Source organism: Streptomyces sp. NPDC047130 (genome assembly GCF_040643475.1).
In the GTDB taxonomy this organism is placed as follows: Bacteria; Actinomycetota; Actinomycetes; order Streptomycetales; family Streptomycetaceae; genus Streptomyces.
In genome coordinates this window covers 84018-101904 of sequence record NZ_JBEYUK010000010.1, presented here as the reverse complement: position 1 = coordinate 101904, position 17887 = coordinate 84018, and the positions used below count along the sequence as shown (strand labels likewise).

Sequence of the window (17887 nt, the reverse complement as noted above, 5' to 3'; positions counted from 1 at the left end):
GTGCCCGCCACGACGACCGTCGCCGCCGAGCGGCTGGCACTGCTGCTGACCGCCCTCGCCGCCGAACCGGCGCTCGGCGGGACCCTGGTGCTCGACGCCGACCCCGCGCTGGTCGAACCCCTCACCGCGTGGTTCGCGCGCGAGGTGGGAGGCCGGGACGGCCCCGCGCCGAGGCTGCTCCTCGGCGCCGGCGCGCGCGACGAGGACATCTGGGCCGCGCCCCGCCCCGCCCTCCGGCCACCGCACCACTGGCGGCTCGGCCCGGGCCCCCTGGTCGCGGCGGAACTGGCTCCGGGGCCCGCGCCGGTGGTCGTGGTGCCCGACCTCGCGCGGCTCGGCGTGGCCGGGTTACGGGCCGCGCTGCAGATCGTCGGCGCCGAGGAGACCGTCGTGGAACACGCCGGGGTCAGCCGCCGCTTCCGGCCGCGCTCCCGCTGGCTCGTCTTCTGCGAGACCCCGGCGCTGTCCGCCGTGCCGCGGCACGTGCGGGAACGTTTCGCGCTGCGCGCCTCGGCCGTCGGCATCACCCCGGAGCAGGTGGCGGCCCTGAACCGCAGGCCGCCGCGCGACGACGCCACCGCCCGGCCCTGTCCGGCCGTCACCGACGAGGCGGTGCGCCATCTGACCGGCCGGCTCGGCGCCGCCGTCACCCCCCGCAGGCTGCTCACCGCCGCCCGCCTCGCGCGGGTCCTGGCGCGGTTCGACGCCGCCGACCGCGCCGGACCTCCGCACGCCCGACGCGCCGCGGACGCCATGGGACTGGCCGAACTGCCCACGCCCGAACGGCAGGACGCGCCCGGGCCCCGCACGTACCGGCCGCCCGCCCTGCCGCGCCGCACCCGCCGGCCACGGCAGCCCGGACCGGACGGCGACCGCACAGCGACGGCCACCGCGCGGGTCCACCCGCCGTCGGAGCTGCGCACCCTGCCGTCGGCGCCGCTGCCGCCCTGGGAGCCCTACCCCGACACGGCCCCGGGCGGGGACGCCGAGACCCCCGACGGCGGCCTGTCCCGCCTGCGCCTCCCGCACGGCCGTTCCACCGGCGCCGGCCGGCAGCCCGGCCGGGGGCCGTCGACCGGACTGCTCCAGGCCCGCTCGCTGCGGGACGTCTCCGTCGTCGGGACGGTGCTGCAGGCCGCCAAGTTCCGGCCGCTGCGCTCCCCGGGGGGCGGGCCCCTGCTCGTCCGGCCGCAGGACCTGCGCGAACACCTCCGCCCACCGCTGCCGGACCGGCTGCTGGCCCTCCTGCTGGACCACACCGCACGGGAGGGGGCCGACTGGACGCCGCACCTCGACCCGTTCCTGCGCTGGGCGTACACCCGCCGGGCCGAGCTGCTGGTGGTCGAGGTGGGGGCGGCGACTGCCGCGACCGAACTGCGGGCCGAGGCCCTCGGCCTGCGCAGCGTGCTGCACCCGTCCCTGGCCGCCGTCCTGCGGCGCCCGCCCGGCCGCGCCACACCGCTGGCGCACGGCGTGGCGCTCCTCGTCCGGCACCTGCGCCGCCACGCGGCGGCCGTCACCGAGGTCCTCGCCGTGGCGGCGACCGACGGGCGGGCCAACGTGCCGCTCGCGGCCGGCCTGCAGGACCGCCCGCCCGACCGCCCCGTGGGCTCGGAGGCCGTCCGGGACGCCCACGCGCAGGCCGCGCTGCTCGGACGCCAGGACCCCACACGCTTCCGCCTCTTCGTACTGGCCCCGCCCGGACACGGAGGGCGCGCGCTGGTCCAGGACCTGGCGGACCGGATGGGCGCGGTGGTGCTGCCCGGCACCCGGGCCGGGGAGGCCGCCCCGTGACCCCGCGGCCCGGATTCCCCGAACCTCCCGGCGGTCCGGGGCCGTTCGACCGGGTGCGGCGGACGGCGCGCAGGACCGCCGCCCGCGCCGCGGCCCATCCCCGCGTCGCCCTGCCCCTGGCACGCATCCCGCTGGGCCGCCGGCTGCCCGAGGGACTGGCCGTCCTGCGGGTCGCGGCGGAGCGGTTCGAGGACGGCGAGTCGTACCGGATCCTCGGACACTGCTGGTGCGCCGCGCACCGGCCGCTGAACCTCGGTCCGTCCGCCGACCGCCTCGCCGCCCCCGAGGTGACACTGGCGAAGGCACGGGCGGGCGGCGAGCCGCCGTCGGAACTGCTGCGCGCCATCGGCGGCTGGTCGGAGCGCCACCCGGAACTGCTCGCCTGGCTCCGCGGCCTCCACGACGGCCGGCACCCCGTGCCCGCCCTGCTGGTCCGGGACGAGACCGGCGGGGACATGCCCTGGGAGCTGCTGTGGGTCACCCCGCCGTCGCGGGAGACCCCGGCCCTGCTCGGCGCCCTGATGCCGGTGAGCCGCTGGATCGTCCGGGGACCGGAGACGCTGCCGGTGCGGCGCGACCCCGTCCCCGGCCGGGTGGTGGGCTACGTGCACGACGCGATGGCCGACGACGTCGGCGCGTTCGAGGCGTTCGCCCCGCGGCTGCACCGCCGGATGCGGGACTTTCTGACCGACCTGGAGGACGCCGCCGCCCACACCGACCTGGTGTACATGGCCTGCCACGGGCACCACGGCGACCGCCTCAGCGGCCTGCGCCTCGGCACCCTCACCTGGCAGGAGCTCGACCGGCGTCCCCTGGCCGCCGTGGAGAAGCACCGCCCGGTCGTCTTCCTCAACGTCTGCGAGACCGGCCGCTTCCTCGACAACCGGGGACAGGGCGAACGCCGGCTGCGGGGCTTCGCGGAACTCTTCCTGCGCAAGGGCGCGGACGGCTGCATCGTGGCCGCCGGAGCGGTCGGGGACCGCGAGGCCCGCGTCCTCGTCCACGCCCTGATGGCCGACACCGCCCGCGGACCGGGCCGGCCGCTCGGCGGCTTCCTCCAGGACTTCCGCGCCCGGGCGGCCGAACGGATCGACCTGGACGACCTGCCGTTCCTGGCGGACGAGGACGACGACAGCGACATCGAGGGGCAGAGCCGCGTCCGCTCCGTGCTGTACGCCTTCATGTTCCACTACTACGGCCACCCCGACCGCGCCCTCGCCCTGACCGCGACCGGCCGGGAGGCCACCGCATGACCGGCGACGACGACACCCTGCTCACCGTGCCCGTCGTGGCCTGGCCGGCGCGGGCGACGCCCGGCAGCCGCCACATCGTCACCGTCGACCTCCGCGGCCCGCTCACCGGCGACGACGCGTGGCGCCACGCCGACGACGAGACCGGTGAAACCGGCGCACTCGGCGCGGTCGGCGAAACCGGCGGGGCCGACGGGGGCGGAGAGGACGGCGGCGGGCTCGGGCCCTGGCCCTGGCCCGAGGAGGAACTCGGGTTCACCGTCGGACTCGACGGCGGATCCGCCTTCGCCTGCAAGGCGCTCGGCGAACCCCTGCTGCTCCTGCACCGGTTCGGGGGCACCTACGAGCCGGTGGAGTTCCTGGTGGTCGCCGCGGACACCGTCGGGCCCGCCGGGCTGTGGCTCACCCTGAACAACGAGCACGGCATGCCGGTGCACAGCGTCGACCTCCCGGTGGAGATCGTCGCGGGCGGCGAGGAGGAGGCGCCCTGGGACGACGGGGCGGACGGCGGGCCGGCGTGGCGGAGCACCCCGGAGGACACCCCCGGCCCGCACACCGGGACCGGGGCGGGGGCGGGTGCCGAGGCCCGGGCCGGGGCCGGGGCCGGGGCCGGAACCGGGGCCGGGGCGGGCGCGCAGGAACCCCCGGTCACCGTCGTCCACGCCGGTGCCGACAGCGCCTGGGCGCACTGGGCTGCGGACGCGATCCGGCGCCGCGGACGCGCCGCCCGGCTCCGCACCGAGACCGCGCGGGGCGACCGGGGACCCGCCCACCTGCTGGACCGCCTGCGGGAGCCGGCCGCCGGCCCGGTCCTCCTGCTCCTCGGCCCCGCGTTCCTCGCCCGGGGCGGTCACGCCCCCGGAGCATGGGAGGCGGCGCTCGCGGCGCGCGGCGGAGCGTTCCCCGAAGGCCTTCACCTCGCCGCCGTGGACGACGGACCGCTGCCGCGCCTCCCCGACGGGACCCGGCCGCTCCGGCTCACCGCCGTCGACGGGGAACGGGCCGAGGAGGACCTGGCACGGCGGCTCGGACTCCCGCCCCGGCCCGCGGACACGGGGCCGCTCGTCCGGCACCCCGGCCGCGCACCGGCGGGACTGGGCTCCCTCCCGCCGCGCAACCACGACTTCACCGGGCGCGACGTCCTGCTGGAGCGGATCCGGCGGCGGCTGGGGCGGGGGACGCCGCTGGCGCTGGTCGGCATGGGAGGCGTGGGGAAGACCCAGCTGGCGGCGGAGTACGCGCACCGGTTCGCGTCGCAGTACGAGGTCGTCTGGTGGGTGAGCGGCGAGAACCCGGCGACCTACCGCTCCCAGCTCGCGTCCCTGCCCCTCGCCCCCGACCCGTCCGCGGAACCGGGGCGCGCCCAGGGGTTCCGTACCGTCCTGGACGCCCTGCGGCGCGGCGTCCGTTCGCCCTGGCTGGTCGTCGTGGACGGGGCGGACGCCCCGGCCGACCTCCGCGACCACCTGCCGTCCGGCCCCGGGCACGTGCTGACCACCTCCCGCTCCGGGCTCTGGGAGAGCCACGAGGCCCAGGTGCTCGAGGTGCCCGTCTACGACCGGGCGGAAGCGGTGGAGTGGGCCCGCGCCCACGCCCCGGGACTCAGCCCCACCGAGGCCGAGGCGCTCGCGGAGGCGGTCGGCGACCTGCCCCTGGCGCTCGCCCAGGCCACCGCCTGGCTGGTCAACTCCGGGCAGCCGGTGCGGCGTTACCTCGACCTCGTCGATGCGTGGCTGGAGGAGGGGGACCCCGGCGGCCCGGCCGGTTTCGCCGCCACCTGGACGGTCACCCTGCGGGAGCTCGAGCGGGAGGCGCCCCTGTCGCTCGAACTCCTGCGCCTGTGCGCCCACTTCGCCCCGGGACCGGTTCCCGTCGGCATGCTCGACGCGCTCGTCGGCGAGGACGTCCCGCCCAGGCTGCGCGCCCTGTTCGCCTCGCCGGACGCCGTGAGGCAGGCGGTCGAACCGCTGCTGCGGTACTCCCTGGTGAGCCGGGCGCCCGACCGCGGCACGGGCCTCGAGCCCTGCCTGGGGGTGCACGGCCTGGTCCACGCCCAGGTCCGCGCCGGGACCCCGCACGGCGCCCGCGAGGACTGCGCCCGCCTGGTCCGCCGGGCTCTGGCCGCCTGCGACCCGGGCGACCCGGCGGACGTGCGCGTCTGGCCCGTGTACGAGGAGATGGCCCGCCACCTGCCCCACTGCGGCGCCCTCACCGAGGTCGACGCCGCGCCGTCGGTGCTCCGATGCCTGCGGCAGATGTACCTCGCCGCCGAGTACGACTACGGACTCGAGCTCGCCGAGACGGCCCGCGAGGCCTGGGTCGGGCGGGCGTCGGACGACGTCCTGCGCGAACTCGACCACCAGTACGCCAACTTCCTGCGGGCGGTCGGGGACTTCGCGCGCAGCATGACGGTCGGCGACGCCCTGGTGCGCCAGGAGACCACGGACACCGGGTACATCCGCGCGGCCGGAGGCTACGCGGCCGACCTGCGGGGGCTCGGCCGGTTCCAGGAGGCGCTGCGCTTCTGCGGACAGGTGCACGCCATCTGCCGGGCACGCACCGGCGAGGGCGGCGACGGCCACCTGGCCACGTCGCTGAACAACCTGGCGGTGACCCTGCGGCTGCTGGGCCGCTGCCCGGAGGCCCTCGCCCTGGACGAGCAGGCGCTGGAACTGCGCCAGGGCGCGCTGGGCGGCGGCCACCCCTGGACCCTGTGGAGCGCGTACCAGGTCGCCCTCGACCTGAGGCTGCTGGGCGAGGTCCGGCACGCCCTCGCCCTCCAGGAGACGAACCTGGCGCTCACCGTCGACCTGCTGGGCCCCGACCGCGCCCAGACGCTCTCGGTGCGGCACAACTGGGCCCAGTGCCTCCGGGCGGTGGGCGAGACCGCCGCGGCGGGCGACGAGATCCGGCGGACGCTCGACGACGCTGCCCGGACACTGGGGGACCGGAACCTGCTCCACCTCCAGATCGCCGCCTCGGCGGCCATGTTCGAACGCCGGCACGGAGACCCGGAACGCGGCCTGGACCTCGCCTCGGAGACCTGGCGCGGGTACGCCGCCTTCCTGGGCGGACGTCATCCCTTCACCCTGGGCGCCCGCGCCAACCTGGCCGCGGCACTGGCCGCCCGGGACCCGCGGGAGGCGTCCCGGGCGGCCGCCGAGGCCCACACGGGGCTGGCCGCGGCACTGGGCGGCCGCCACCCCTGGACCACGGGGTGCGGCAGGCTCCGCGAGGCCCTGCCGCTCGGCGGGGAGCCGGAGTGGGAGTTCGAGGCCCTCGTGCTCTGACCTCGCCCCCGACCTTCCCCCTGACGGGCGACACCACGAGCGAGGCGCCCTTCCCGCGGCAGGGGGCGGGGGTCACCATGGTCCGCACGGCACGGCCCGTCGAGCACCCACGGGAGGCGGTATGCGGACGCGGCGACCGGAACGGCACGCCCACGCCGGCCCGGCGGCCCGGCGGTCAGCCGACGCCGCTCCAGCCCGCGGGCACCGTGCCGAGGCGGACCCGCTGCGGGTGGTCGCCCACCGGCGTGGAGGCGACCTTCCGGCCGGTGGCGAAGGAGATCGAGGTGACCTGGTCCGCGCCGGACTCCGAGACGACGCACGCCGTGCCATCGCCGGTGACCGTCGACCAGTACGGCTTGGAGACCGGGACCAGCGGGCCCTCCTGGAGCGTCGAGCGGTTCACGATCGTCGCGTAGTCGTCCATGGTCCCGGCGACGCACAGGTTGTCGCCGTTCGGCTGCATGGTCAGGCCGTGGTGGCGGGAGTCGTTGACGAAGCTGGTCCGCTCGTCGGAGGTGGCCGGGTTCTTCGGCAGGGTCTTGACGCGGGTGATCCGGTCGGAGGCCACGTCGTACTCGAAGAAGCCGTTGAAGAACGACACCTGGAAGTAGAGCTTCGACTCGTCCGGGCTGAACGCCGCCGGTCGGACCGCGTCCGAGTACTCGTCGTGGCCCGCCGCGTCCAGGCGCCGGCGCATGTCGATGGTGCGCTCCACCTCGAGCGTCTCCGCGTCGGCCACGGTGATCTTCCGGTCGCCCTTGAGGAAGTCCAGCCAGGGCGCGTCGAGGTCGTTGTTGACCTCGCCGATGGACATGTTCCAGATCTTGCCGTCGGAGGTGAAGACGTTCTCGTGCGGCTTGTCCCCGGTGGGGAAGTTGCCGATCTCCCGGCCGGTGGTGATGTCGAGGACGTGCACCTTGTTGCCGGTGGAGGCGGAGACCGCGACCCGGTTGCCGTCCGGGGAGACCGCCATGTGGTCCGAGCGGAAGCCGTCCACCTGGAAGCGCCAGTTGATCCGGCCCGTGGTCAGCGAGATGGAGACCACGTCGGCGAAGCTGGGCCGGGAGACGACCACCGAGGAGCCGTCCGGGGTGGAGTACATGTCGTCGGCGAACTGGTCGTGGCCCTCGCCCGCGGTCTCCCGGATGACGAGGAAGCCAGCCAGCCGCACCGGATTGAGGTAGATCTCCCGCAGGCGCTGCTCCTTGTCGGGGATCAGGTTCAGCTTCCCGACGGGCGTCAGCCGGGAGTCCGAGGAGAGCACGCTGGCGGTGCCCTCCCAGTTGTTGGCGACGTACAGAACCTCGCGTTGCTGCCCGGCCTCCTCGGCGTTGGCCTGCCCCGTACCCGTGACGGCCAGCACCGTCGCGACCGCGAGCGCGGGGAACATCCGTCCGCGTCCGACCTTGAGTCTCACGCTGTGCTCCTGTCTCCCGTGACCGGGTGTGACGCCAGGGTTGCTGTTACCGGGGGTAAGGTAACGGCCCTACGGGACGGTAACCAGACTCCGCGCACGACCTGGTCGACGTGAGCACGCCACACCACTCCTCTTTCGGCCACCCCTCGTCCTCCAGGAGCCCGCCCATGGATCTCGGACTCGTCCTGCAGACCGACCCGCCCGCCTCCCGCGTGATCGAACTGATGCGCCGCGCCGAGGACAACGGCTTCACCCACGGCTGGACCTTCGACTCCGCCGTGCTCTGGCAGGAGCCGTTCGTGATCCACAGCCAGATCCTGTCGCGGACCGAACGCCTGGTCGTCGGCCCGATGGTCACCAACCCCGGCACCCGCGCCTGGGAGGTCACCGCCTCCACCTTCGCCACCCTCAACGACATGTTCGGCGACCGCACCGTCTGCGGTATCGGGCGCGGCGACTCGGCCATGCGGGTGGCCGGGCGCCGCCCCAACTCCCTCGCCACCGTGGGCGCCGCGATCCGGGCGATCCGCGCCCTGGCCTCCGGCGAGGAGGCCGACCTGGGCGACGGCACGGTCGTCCGCATCCCGTGGGTGCGGCCCGGGTCGCGGCTCCCGGTGTGGATGGCCGCCTACGGGCCGAAGGCGCTGCGTCTGGCGGGCGAGCAGGCGGACGGGTTCATCCTGCAGCTCGCCGACCTGTACCTCACCGAGTACATGGTCAAGGCGGTCCGGGAGGCCGCCGCGGCCGCCGGACGGGACCCGGACGCGGTGACCGTCTGCGTCGCCGCCCCCGCCTACGTCACGGACGACGACTCGCCCGAGGCGCTCGCCCACGCCCGCGAACAGTGCCGGTGGTTCGGCGGCATGGTCGGCAACCACGTGGCCGATCTGGTCGCCCGCTACGGCGCGGACACCGGTGTGGTGCCGCCCGAGCTCACCGACTACATCAGGGCCCGCCAGGGCTACGACTACTCCCACCACGGGCGCAGCGGGAACCCGGACACCGCCTTCGTGCCCGACGAGATCGTCGACCGGTTCTGCGTCCTCGGGCCCGTCGAGCGGCACCTGGAGAAGCTGTCCGCCCTGCGCGACCTGGGCGTCGACCAGTTCGCCGTGTACGCGATGCACGACGCGCGGGAGAAGGTCGTCGACGCGTACGGGGCCGGGATCGTCCCGGTACTCGGCGCCTCCGCCGGGGCGCCGGCCCGCGACGGCGCTTGACGCCCCGCCCCGGCAGGGCCACCCCGGATGCGGGACGCTTCCCCCGCCGCGGCGGATCGGGTTCCGCACCGGGGCGCGGGCCACCGCGGTCATCGCGGTGCTGATCATGCCGTGGAAGCTGTGCCAGGACCCGCTGGGCTGTGCGTCTTCACCTGGCTCGGCCTGGTGGCCGGCCTGCCGGGGCTCTGCCGCGCGGACGGACCCCACTTTTGTACCGCGTGGCCGGAACTGGCCCGGCCTGGCCGACCACGGCTGGGCGGTCGGCCTCGGCACGTCACTGGTCCTCTACGTCCTGCTGGTGCTGCCGCTGGGGATCCACCGCCGCGCGGGCGCGGGCGGGGGCGGTGACGCCTGCGCCGCGGCGTGGTCAGCCGGCCGGCTTCTCCAGCGCGGCCAGTGCCTCGCCCGCCGCCTTCGCCGCGCCGTCACGGATCTTGTCGGCGCTCGGCGTCGTCTTCTCCACGAAGTCGCCGCCGTTGTAGGTGACCACGATCAGCGCGTTGCCCGAGCGGACGGTGAGCTCGGTCTCCTGGACCTTGTTGCCCTTGTCGCTGGTCACCGCGCTGAGGGAGTACGCCTCGTCGCCCAGGCCCTTGAACGGTCCGCCCTTGCCGGCGGCGACGCGGTCGAAGGCCTTCTCCGCGTCCTCGGTGGACCGCCGGATCTCGTAGGAGACGTCGAGCCAGTGGTAGGAGTAGCCCTTGAGGGCGTTCCACTGGCACATCCGCCGCACGTCCTTGTCGGTGGACGGCAGCTCCCCGCTCGTCAGCTTGCCCGGCACCAGGGAGGAGACGGTCTTCTTCGCCAACGCCTCGCACGGGTCCGGGGCCTTCTCGTACCGCTTCTCCTCCTGCCCGCCGGACTTCTCCGACGCACCCTGGTCCTTCTCGGCAGCCCCGTCGCCGTCGTCGTCGCCCCCGTCCTCGCCGGAGTCCGAGGCCGCACCGGACGTGCCGCTCCCCCGGTCGCTCGCGGCGGCCTGAGGCGCGTCGGCGAGCGGGCCCGCGGACATCGCCCAGCCCACGGAGGCGAGCACGACGACCGGCATCAGGCGCACGGTGAGAGCAAGCGGCAGGGGAAAGGGCACGGCGCACTTCTCTGGGAGACGACGGCGGAGCCCGCCGGAGCGGGCGGACGCCAGTCAAACATGTGTTTCCGCCGGTACGGAAGTCCGAACTCGCTCCGTGGCCGACCGGTCACGCCGACGTGACGGCGGAGCCGGTCGCTCCGGCGGCGGGCGGGCCGCCCGGGCCCCCGCGCGGGGGCCCGGGGGTCAGCAGACGCCGTCGCCCGGCTTGGGGTTGCCGAGACCGAACAGCGGACGCAGCTTGAGGCCGATCCACGTCCCGCCGAGGGCGAACGCCCCCCACAGCCAGCCGTGCAGGCTGCCGGAGGCGATGCCCGCCAGGTACGCGCCGATGTTGCAGCCGCCGGCCAGGCGGGCGCCGATGCCCATCAGGACGCCGCCGAGCACCGCGGCCACGGCCGTCCGCCAGGGGATGTTCCGGTGCAGGGCCCAGGTGCCGCCGAGCGAGGCGGCGACCGCGGCGCCGAGCATGATCCCGATGTCGGTCAGGCTGGTCCTGTCGGCCAGCACCGGACCGGCGAGCATCTCCGCGTTGCCGGGGCGCTGCCACCACGTCCAGTTCTCCGGGTGGCCGCCCAGGGCGCCGATCAGCTCGGAGCCCCAGAGACTGAAGGCGCTGGTGACGCCCCAGGCGCCGCCGGAGACCAGCAGCACCGCGCCGCCGAGGACGGCGAGGACCAGGGCGCCGGCCGCCGGCGGCCAGGAGCCGCGCACCACGCGGGCCAGGGCGCCCCGGGCGGACGGCACGGTGTCCACCGGCGGCGGGTTGCGGCGCGCCTGGATCCGCCGGGTCACCAGGACGATCAGCGCCAGCGCGGCGATCGTGACGGCCCAGGAGCCGAACCAGCCGATGTGATCGGCCAGCACGACCGGTTCCAGCGCGGGCAGGTCCTTCCAGAGGTCGAACTGCCAGGCGGCGAGGGTCGCGCCGCCGATGAAGCCGCCGAGCGTGAGCAGCAGCGTGGACTGGCCGGAACCGACCACGTAGAGGGTGCCGGAGGCGCAGGCGCCGCCGAGCTGCATCCCGACGGCGAAGAGCACGGCCCCGAGCAGCAGACCGATGCCCAGCGGCCCGGACGACGGGGCCGGCGTCGACCCGAACAGACCTGTCCCCGTGCCGATGACGAGGGCGAAGAGGGTGGCCGTGGTGCCCAGCAGCAGGGTGTGGGCGCGCAGCCCGGTGCCGTTGCCGACGGCGACCAGTTGCCGCCAGGCGGAGGTGAATCCGAACCGGGAGTGGAACAGGCCGACCCCGAGCCCGAGGCCGAGCAGGAGCAGCACGCCCGGCCGGGCCCCGTGCGTGGTCCACACGTAGGCGGTGAGCGCCACCGACGCGAGGGCGGAGACGGCAAGCGGCCCCTTGCGGACCGGACGCAGCGGCGGCGCCGGGGGAGCGGGGCGGGAGGTCCGGGCGGGGGAGAGGCGGACGGTGGCCTGCGCGTGCGGCGGCGCGGCCGTCACCTCGGTGGGAGGCGCGGTGGTCAAGGAGTGTCTCCAGGGTCGCGTGGGGGACGGAGCCGAAGGCGTTCGGGAACCGTCGCCGGAGCGTGGGGCGCCGGCGACGCACGGGCGCGGTCAGCTGCGACAGAGAGCGTCGTCGACGCACCAGGCCGAGGTCGCGAAGAGCGCGAGACACAGCAGCGAGGCGGGTGCGGACATGCGAACGAGGATACGGACGCGATGCCTGTAGGGACCACGCGTCTCGCCATGTGGGCGAGACGGTGAGACGGAACGCTGGGACGGGGCGCTGGGACTGGGCGGTGGGGCGGTGGGGCGTGGCGGGGCTGGGCGGTGGGGCGGGGCGGCGCCGACGCCGCCCCGCGGGTCAGACCCCCAGCGGCTCGTCGTCCGGCTCGTCCCCGGCCATGAGGCCCGCCACCCACAACGGCATCAGCCAGTGCGTCACCAGCACGGCGATCAGCACGGGCGCCGCGTAGGCGGTCGGGGCGTGCCCCCTCACGGCCCCGGCGACCAGCAGCACCACCGACACCGTCAGCAGCAGCAGGGTCATCGTCCAGTGCGCCCGCGCCTGCACCCTCGTCCGTTCGGCGAGCTGCCGTTCGTCCAGCGCCCGCTCCCGCAGCTCCAGCAGGCCTCGGGTGGCGCTGTTGATGACGCCGGTGCACACGCACCAGCCGAGCAGCAGCACGGCCATCGGCGCGACGGCCCACCACTGGCCCTCCTCCGCCAGGTAGACGTACAGCAGCAGCCCGCCCAGCGCCAGCGTGAGGGCCACGTGCACCGCGACGACCCCCCGGCGGCGGGCCGCCGTCGCGTACAGGGCGCGGCCCTCCCCCCGGTTCATCAGGCGGAGCATCGCCCGGTCGTAGCGCGTGAGCCGGCTCGTGGACGTCGTCGTCATCACTGCTTCCCTCCGTAGACCTCTTCGGTGAGCGGCGCGAACGGCTCCAGGGAGAACAGCGCCTCCACCGGCAGGCCGAAGTACCGGGCGATGCGCAACGCCAGATCGAGGCTGGGGTTGTACTGCCCCCGCTCGATGTAACCGATGGTCTGGTAGTGCGCCCCCACGGCCTCGGCCAGCACCTGCCGCGACACCTTCCGCTCGGCACGCACCATCGACAGCCTGTTGTGCACCTGCTCGCTCATGTATAAGAAGTACTGCATTCAGTGGGGTGACTGCTACAGCGATTTCCGGCCGGCGGTTTTCGGTCACGGCACCCGCGCGGTCCACTCCTCCGTCGCGAACTTCGTCCGCACCAGCTCCTCCGCGCGGGCCATCTCCTCCGGGGTGACCGCGCCGGCCGTCAGCCCGTAGCGGCCCCGGAACGAGGCGATCATGTTCTCGATGACCTGCTCCCGTGCGAGACCGGTCTGGCGCCGCAGCGGGTCGACCCGCTTCCTGGCGCTCCTGGTCCCCTTGTCGGACATCTTCTCCTTGCCGATCCGGAGCACCTCGAGCATCTTGTCGGCGTCGATGTCGTAGGACATGGTCACGTGGTGCAGCACCGCACCCGGTCCGCCGTCCGGGCCGACCACCCGCTTCTGCGCCGCGCCGGCGATCTTCCCGGCCTCCGTCGCGATGTCGTTGAGCGGCTGGTACCAGGCCTTGATGCCCATGTCGCCGAGCGCGCCCAGCACCCAGTCGTCGAGATAGGCGTAGCTGTCGGCGAAGGAGAGCCCGGAGACCAGCGAGTCCGGCACCGAGAGGGAGTACGTGATGGTGCTCATCGGCTCGACGAACATCGCGCCGCCCCCGGAGATCCGCCGCACCACGGTGATGCCGTGCCGGGCCGCGCCCCGGGGGTCGACCTCGTTGCGCAGGGACTGGAAGCTGCCGATGACCACGGCCGGAGCGGCCCACTCCCACACCCGCAGCGTCGGCGGTCGCCGGCCGGCCGCCACCTCCGCGGTGATCACCTCGTCCAGCGCCATGTGCAGGGCCGGGGCCTGCGGCTCCATGTGCACGAGCTGCCAGTCGTAGTCGCCCCACTCGGTCGCGTGGGCCAGCGCGCGCCGCACGGCGGTCCCGACGCCCTCCGCGGTGATGCCCAGCATCACGGTCGACTCCGGCAGCGCCGCCGTGATCCGGGCCGCCAGCCCGGCGGCGTCCGTCGAGGCGGGCGCGCCCTCCAGGGCGCCGTTGATCGCGAGGATCGCCTCGTCGGGTTCCAGGAAGAAGTCCCCGGCGACGCGCACATCGCGCAGCTGGTCGTCCCGGACCTCCAGGTCCACCACGACCAGCTTCCCGCCGGGCACCTTGTACTCGCCATGCACGGCCTTCGTTCCCTTCCGGACGGTTCCGTGGGCGATTGCCCAGGTAACACCATGGTCGCCCGTGGCGGCCCGGCCCGCAGCGGCGGCCCCGTCCCCTGGAGTCGCCCCTGGCCTCTCTCACGGCGATCGCCAAAGATTCTTCGCGAAGAAGTCTTTGCAAAGAGTTCTTGGCGGTCTACGGTGGCCGTCATGTGGAAGAGCGACGAGGTCCGGCTGGACGCGAAAGGCCTGCGGGCGATGGCCCACCCCCTGCGCGTGCGGATCGTCGGACTGCTGCGCCGGCACGGGCCGTCGACGGCGACCCGGCTCGCCGAGCGGCTCGGGGTGCACTCCGGAAGCGCCAGCTACCACCTGCGGCAGCTGGCCGAGGCCGGGTTCGTCGAGGAACTCACCGACCGGGGCAACGCCCGCGAGCGGTGGTGGCGGGCGGCCCACCGGGTGACCTGCTTCGCCGACCGTGATCTGGCCGACCGCGAACCGGACGCCACCCGCGCCTACCTCCAGTCCGTCGCCGACACCTACGCCCTGCGGGTCCAGCAGGCGGTGTCCGAGGTGGACACCCTCCCCGCCCGGTGGCGGGAGGTCTTCGACATGAACGACTGGGCGCTGCGGCTCACTCCCGAGGAGGCCGTCGCGCTGCGCGAGGAACTGGTCGCCGTGGTGCGGCGGCACCGGGAGGAGGGCACCGGGGCCGCGGACTCCGCGCCCGCCGCGGCGGGCACCGTCTCGGTGATCCTCCAGATCCTGCCCGACCCGGGCGAGGAGGAGCCGCCCGGGACCCGGGACGGCGGCTGACGGTCCGCACGCCACAGGGGGGAGACCAGGCATGGAGGGCACGGGAAGCGCGGGGAGCGGTACCGCAGGACGTGAACTGAAGCCGCTGATCGGCGTGTTGGCCGCGATGGCGGTGTCGTTCACCGGCACCCGGGTGGCCGCCGTGGCGATCCCCTGGTTCGTGCTGGTCACCACCGGCAGCGCCGCGCACACCGGTCTGGTGGCGTTCTGCCAGATGGCGCCGCTCGTGGTGGTCAAGGCGCTCGGCGGACCGGTGGTGGACCGGGTCGGCCCGCGCGTCGTCTCCTGGACCACCGACCTGGTGAGCTCCGTGGCCGCGCTCGCGGTGCCGGTCCTGCACGCCAAGGACCTGCTCACCCTGCCCGTCCTGCTGGTGCTGGTGGCGCTGATCGGCGCCGCCCGCGGGCCGGGCGACCTGGCCAAGGAGGTCATGGTCCCCGAGGCGGCCGACCGCGGCCGCATCCCGATGGAACGGGCCATGGCCGTCTCCGCCACCACCGAACGGCTCGCCTCCACCGTCGGCCCGGCGGTCGGCGGCGTGCTGGTCTCGCTGTTCGGCCCGATGACCGTCCTGCTGGTCAACGCCGCCTGCATGGCGACGGGTTCGGTCGTCGTCGCGCTGGCCCTGCCCCGCACGGTGGGGCGGCCCGCCGCCCGCACCGCCGGGACCCAGGGCTACTGGCGCAGCCTGCGCGAGGGCCTCACCTTCGTCCGGCGCGACGCCCTGCTCCTCACCGTCGTCCTGACGGTCGCCGTCACCAACCTGCTGGACGCCGCGTTCATGTCCGTCCTGCTGCCCGTGTGGGCCAGGGAATCGGGCCACGGCCCCGCCCTCCTGGGCCTGGTGATGGCGGTGTTCAGCGGGGCCGCCGTGGTCGGCAGCGTGCTCGCCGCCGTCCTCGCCCACCGGCTCGACCGGCGGCTGGTGGTCCTCGGCGGGTTCGCGCTCCTCGGCGCGCCGGTGCGGCTGGTCCTGCTCGGCGACCTGCCGGTCCCCCTGGTGCTGGCCGTGTTCGTGGTCGCGGGCCTCGGCGGCGGGTTCATCAACCCCGTGCTGGGAGCGGTCATGGTCGAGCGGGTCCCCCGTGAGATGCTCGGCCGCGTCAACGCCCTCGCCGACTCGGTCGCGTTCGCCGGGATCCCGTTCGGCGGGCTGCTCGCCGGAGCGGCGGTGGGGCTGGCGGGAGCCGCCCCGGTGCTCCTGGTGAGCGCGGTGCTGTACTTCCTGGCCACCACCCTCGCCGGACTCCGCCCGTACTGGCGGGAGATGGACCGGCCCGGGGGGCCTCGCGCGCCGGCGGGGCGTCTGAGCCCGGAGCAGGCGGGGTAGGCACCCGCGCGGAGATCTCGAACCGAGAGGAATCACCGGCATGTTCACCACCCGGCCCACGCTGCAGGGCACCTTCGGCATGGTGTCGTCCACGCACTGGCTCGCCTCGCAGTCGGCGATGGCGGTGCTGGAGGACGGCGGCAACGCCTACGACGCGGCGGTGGCGGCCGGGTTCGTGCTGCACGTCGTCGAACCGCACCTCAACGGCCCCGCGGGCGAGGTCCCGATCCTGCTGGCGCCCGCCGGGGGAGACGTGCGGGTGCTGTGCGGGCAGGGCGTCGCGCCCGCCGGTGCGACGGTCGCCCACTACCGCGGCCTCGGCCTCGAACTCGTCCCCGGCACTGGCCCGTTGGCCGCCGCCGTGCCCGGGGCGTTCGACGCCTGGATGGTGCTGCTGCGCGACCACGGCACCAAGGAGCTCGCCGACGTCCTCCAGTACGCGATCGGGTACGCCGAGGACGGCCACCCGCCCGTGGAGCGGATGGCGCAGACCGTGGCGACGGTGCGGGAGCTGTTCGAGACCGAGTGGACGACCTCCGCCGAGGTGTACCTGCCCGGCGGTGAACTCCCGCGCCCCGGGACGCTGTTCCGCAACCCGGCGCTGGCCGCCACCTGGCGGCGCCTGATAGCCGAGGCCGGGGCGCCCGGCGGCGACCGCGCGGCCCGCATCGACCGCGCCCGCGAGATCTGGCGCTCCGGGTTCGTCGCCCGTGCCCTGCTCGACCGGTCGGCCCGCCCCACCCTGGACACCAGCGGCGAACGCCACACCGGCACCCTCACCGCGGAGGACCTCGCCTCCTGGTCGGCGACGTACGAGGCCCCCGCGACCTTCCGGTGGCGCGACTGGACCCTCTGCAAGGCCGGTCCGTGGAGCCAGGGCCCCGTCTTCCTCCAGCAACTCGCCCTGCTGCCGGACCGGTTGCCGCCCTCGGGTACCGCCGACCACCTCCACCTGCTGATCGAGGGCTGCAAGCTGGCCATGGCCGACCGCGAGGCCTGGTACGGCGACGCCGCCCCCGGCGAGGTCCCCCTCGCCGACCTGCTGTCCGCCGCGTACAACGCCGAGCGCCGCCGCCTGATCGACCCCGCAAAGGCCTCGTACGAGCTGCGGCCCGGCAGCCCCGGCGGCCGCACCCCCCGCCTCGCCGCCCAGGCCCACCTGACGGCCGACGACGAGCCCGGGTTCAGCGCCCTCGGCGTCGGCGAACCCACCGTCGCCCCGGACGGCGGCAGCCGCGGCGACACCTGCCACCTCGACGTGGTCGACCGCTGGGGCAACATGGTCGCCGCCACCCCGAGCGGCGGCTGGCTGCAGTCCAACCCGGTCGTGCCCGAACTCGGCTTCCCGCTCGGCACCCGGCTGCAGATGACCTGGCTGGAGGAGGGCCTGCCCAACACCCTCACCCCGGGCCGCCGCCCCCGCACCACCCTCACCCCCTCCCTCGCCCTGCGCGACGGCGTGCCGGTCATGGCCTTCGGCACCCCCGGCGGTGACCAGCAGGACCAGTGGCAGCTCCACTTCTTCCTCGCCGTCGCCGAACGCGCCGAGGTCCGCGGCGGCCTCGACCTCCAGGGCGCCATCGACGCCCCGAACTGGCACAACGAGTCCTTCCCCGGCTCCTTCTACCCCCGCGGCATGCACCCCGGCCGGGTCGTCGTCGAGTCCCGCACCGACCCGGCCGTCGTCGAGGAGCTGCGCCGCCGCGGCCACGACGTGCGGGTGGGCGAGGCGTGGTCGGAGGGCCGGCTGTGCGCCGTCGCCCGCGACCCGGAGACGGGCGTGCTGTCGGCGGCCGCCAACCCCCGCGGCATGCAGGGCTACGCGGTCGGGCGCTGACCTCGCCCTCCGGGGACCGAGGCGGCCTGAGCGGCGTGGGGAGACCACCGGGGGCGTGCCCGCCCCCGGCCGCCCGGGCCCCGCCGTGTCCGCCCGACCGCGGCCCGTCGCGGAAACGCTGCCGCGGCACCG

At 75.3% G+C, this 17887-nt stretch carries 13 protein-coding genes; 7 read left to right on the top strand and 6 right to left on the bottom strand.

The genetic code is table 11. From position 1 onward, the window contains the following. The 3 genes from ABZ836_RS15105 to fxsT are packed head-to-tail and all read left to right on the top strand — an operon-like array spanning position 1 to position 6334. A complete protein-coding gene (locus ABZ836_RS15105) occupies positions 1–1794 on the top strand; it encodes a hypothetical protein (protein WP_361142230.1) in 1794 nt (597 codons plus the stop codon). After that, positions 1791–3047 (top strand): CHAT domain-containing protein, encoded by a 1257-nt coding sequence (locus tag ABZ836_RS15100; protein WP_361142227.1) that lies wholly within the window; start codon positions 1791–1793, stop codon positions 3045–3047. Before ABZ836_RS15105 ends, ABZ836_RS15100 begins: the two co-directional genes overlap by 4 nt. Then, the gene (gene fxsT / locus ABZ836_RS15095; RefSeq protein ID WP_361142224.1) at positions 3044–6334 is read left to right on the top strand and encodes an FxSxx-COOH system tetratricopeptide repeat protein; all 3291 of its coding nucleotides are present in this window, start codon (positions 3044–3046) and stop codon (positions 6332–6334) included. Before ABZ836_RS15100 ends, fxsT begins: the two co-directional genes overlap by 4 nt. Positions 6335–6509: 175 nt before the next feature. Here the strand turns inward: fxsT and ABZ836_RS15090 are convergent, their stop codons facing one another. Beyond that, a complete protein-coding gene (locus ABZ836_RS15090; protein ID WP_361142221.1) occupies positions 6510–7751 on the bottom strand; it encodes a YncE family protein in 1242 nt (413 codons plus the stop codon). 167 nt (positions 7752–7918) lie between these two features. On the opposite strand from ABZ836_RS15090, the gene ABZ836_RS15085 reads away from it, so the two are divergent. Further along, a complete protein-coding gene (locus ABZ836_RS15085; RefSeq protein ID WP_356137678.1) occupies positions 7919–8971 on the top strand; it encodes a TIGR03842 family LLM class F420-dependent oxidoreductase in 1053 nt (350 codons plus the stop codon). A 367-nt stretch (positions 8972–9338) separates the two neighbouring features. On the opposite strand, the gene ABZ836_RS15080 is transcribed toward ABZ836_RS15085, so the two are convergent. The 5 genes from ABZ836_RS15080 to ABZ836_RS15060 form a co-directional block, all read right to left on the bottom strand. Beyond that, positions 9339–10058, bottom strand: coding sequence for a hypothetical protein (locus tag ABZ836_RS15080; RefSeq protein WP_361142218.1), 720 nt, complete (start codon positions 10056–10058; stop codon positions 9339–9341). Between the two features lie 186 nt (positions 10059–10244). Next, positions 10245–11519: a YeeE/YedE family protein gene (locus ABZ836_RS15075; RefSeq protein WP_361142392.1), complete on the bottom strand. Its 1275-nt coding sequence runs from the start codon at positions 11517–11519 to the stop codon at positions 10245–10247. A gap of 364 nt (positions 11520–11883) precedes the next feature. Beyond that, positions 11884–12420: a hypothetical protein gene (locus ABZ836_RS15070; protein WP_361142215.1), complete on the bottom strand. Its 537-nt coding sequence runs from the start codon at positions 12418–12420 to the stop codon at positions 11884–11886. Beyond that, a complete protein-coding gene (locus tag ABZ836_RS15065) occupies positions 12420–12665 on the bottom strand; it encodes a helix-turn-helix transcriptional regulator (protein ID WP_356137684.1) in 246 nt (81 codons plus the stop codon). Before ABZ836_RS15065 ends, ABZ836_RS15070 begins: the two co-directional genes overlap by 1 nt. 63 nt (positions 12666–12728) lie before the next feature. After that, the gene (locus ABZ836_RS15060; protein WP_356137686.1) at positions 12729–13793 is read right to left on the bottom strand and encodes a biotin/lipoate A/B protein ligase family protein; all 1065 of its coding nucleotides are present in this window, start codon (positions 13791–13793) and stop codon (positions 12729–12731) included. Between the two features lie 189 nt (positions 13794–13982). On the opposite strand from ABZ836_RS15060, the gene ABZ836_RS15055 reads away from it, so the two are divergent. Genes ABZ836_RS15055 through ABZ836_RS15045 form a run of 3 tightly spaced genes read left to right on the top strand, consistent with a single transcriptional unit; the run spans position 13983 to position 17755 of the window. Then, positions 13983–14588, top strand: a complete 606-nt coding sequence (locus tag ABZ836_RS15055) for a helix-turn-helix domain-containing protein (protein ID WP_361142211.1) — start codon at positions 13983–13985, stop codon at positions 14586–14588. A gap of 31 nt (positions 14589–14619) precedes the next feature. Next, positions 14620–15918, top strand: a complete 1299-nt coding sequence (locus ABZ836_RS15050; RefSeq protein ID WP_361142208.1) for an MFS transporter — start codon at positions 14620–14622, stop codon at positions 15916–15918. Positions 15919–15958: 40 nt separating this feature from the next. Then, complete coding sequence (locus tag ABZ836_RS15045; protein WP_356137691.1) at positions 15959–17755, top strand: gamma-glutamyltransferase family protein; 1797 nt, start codon at positions 15959–15961, stop codon at positions 17753–17755. Positions 17756–17887 lie beyond the last annotated feature (132 nt).

Bases quoted from the DNA above. Each gene is read 5' to 3' on its own strand.
- fxsT (WP_361142224.1), top strand. From the start codon at position 3,044: ATGACCGGCGACGACGACACCCTGCTCACCGTGCCCGTCGTGGCCTGG.
- ABZ836_RS15085 (WP_356137678.1), top strand. From the start codon at position 7,919: ATGGATCTCGGACTCGTCCTGCAGACCGACCCGCCCGCCTCCCGCGTG.
- ABZ836_RS15070 (WP_361142215.1), bottom strand. From the start codon at position 12,420: ATGACGACGACGTCCACGAGCCGGCTCACGCGCTACGACCGGGCGATG.
- ABZ836_RS15065 (WP_356137684.1), bottom strand. From the start codon at position 12,665: ATGAGCGAGCAGGTGCACAACAGGCTGTCGATGGTGCGTGCCGAGCGG.
- ABZ836_RS15055 (WP_361142211.1), top strand. From the start codon at position 13,983: ATGTGGAAGAGCGACGAGGTCCGGCTGGACGCGAAAGGCCTGCGGGCG.
- ABZ836_RS15050 (WP_361142208.1), top strand. From the start codon at position 14,620: ATGGAGGGCACGGGAAGCGCGGGGAGCGGTACCGCAGGACGTGAACTG.
- ABZ836_RS15045 (WP_356137691.1), top strand. From the start codon at position 15,959: ATGTTCACCACCCGGCCCACGCTGCAGGGCACCTTCGGCATGGTGTCG.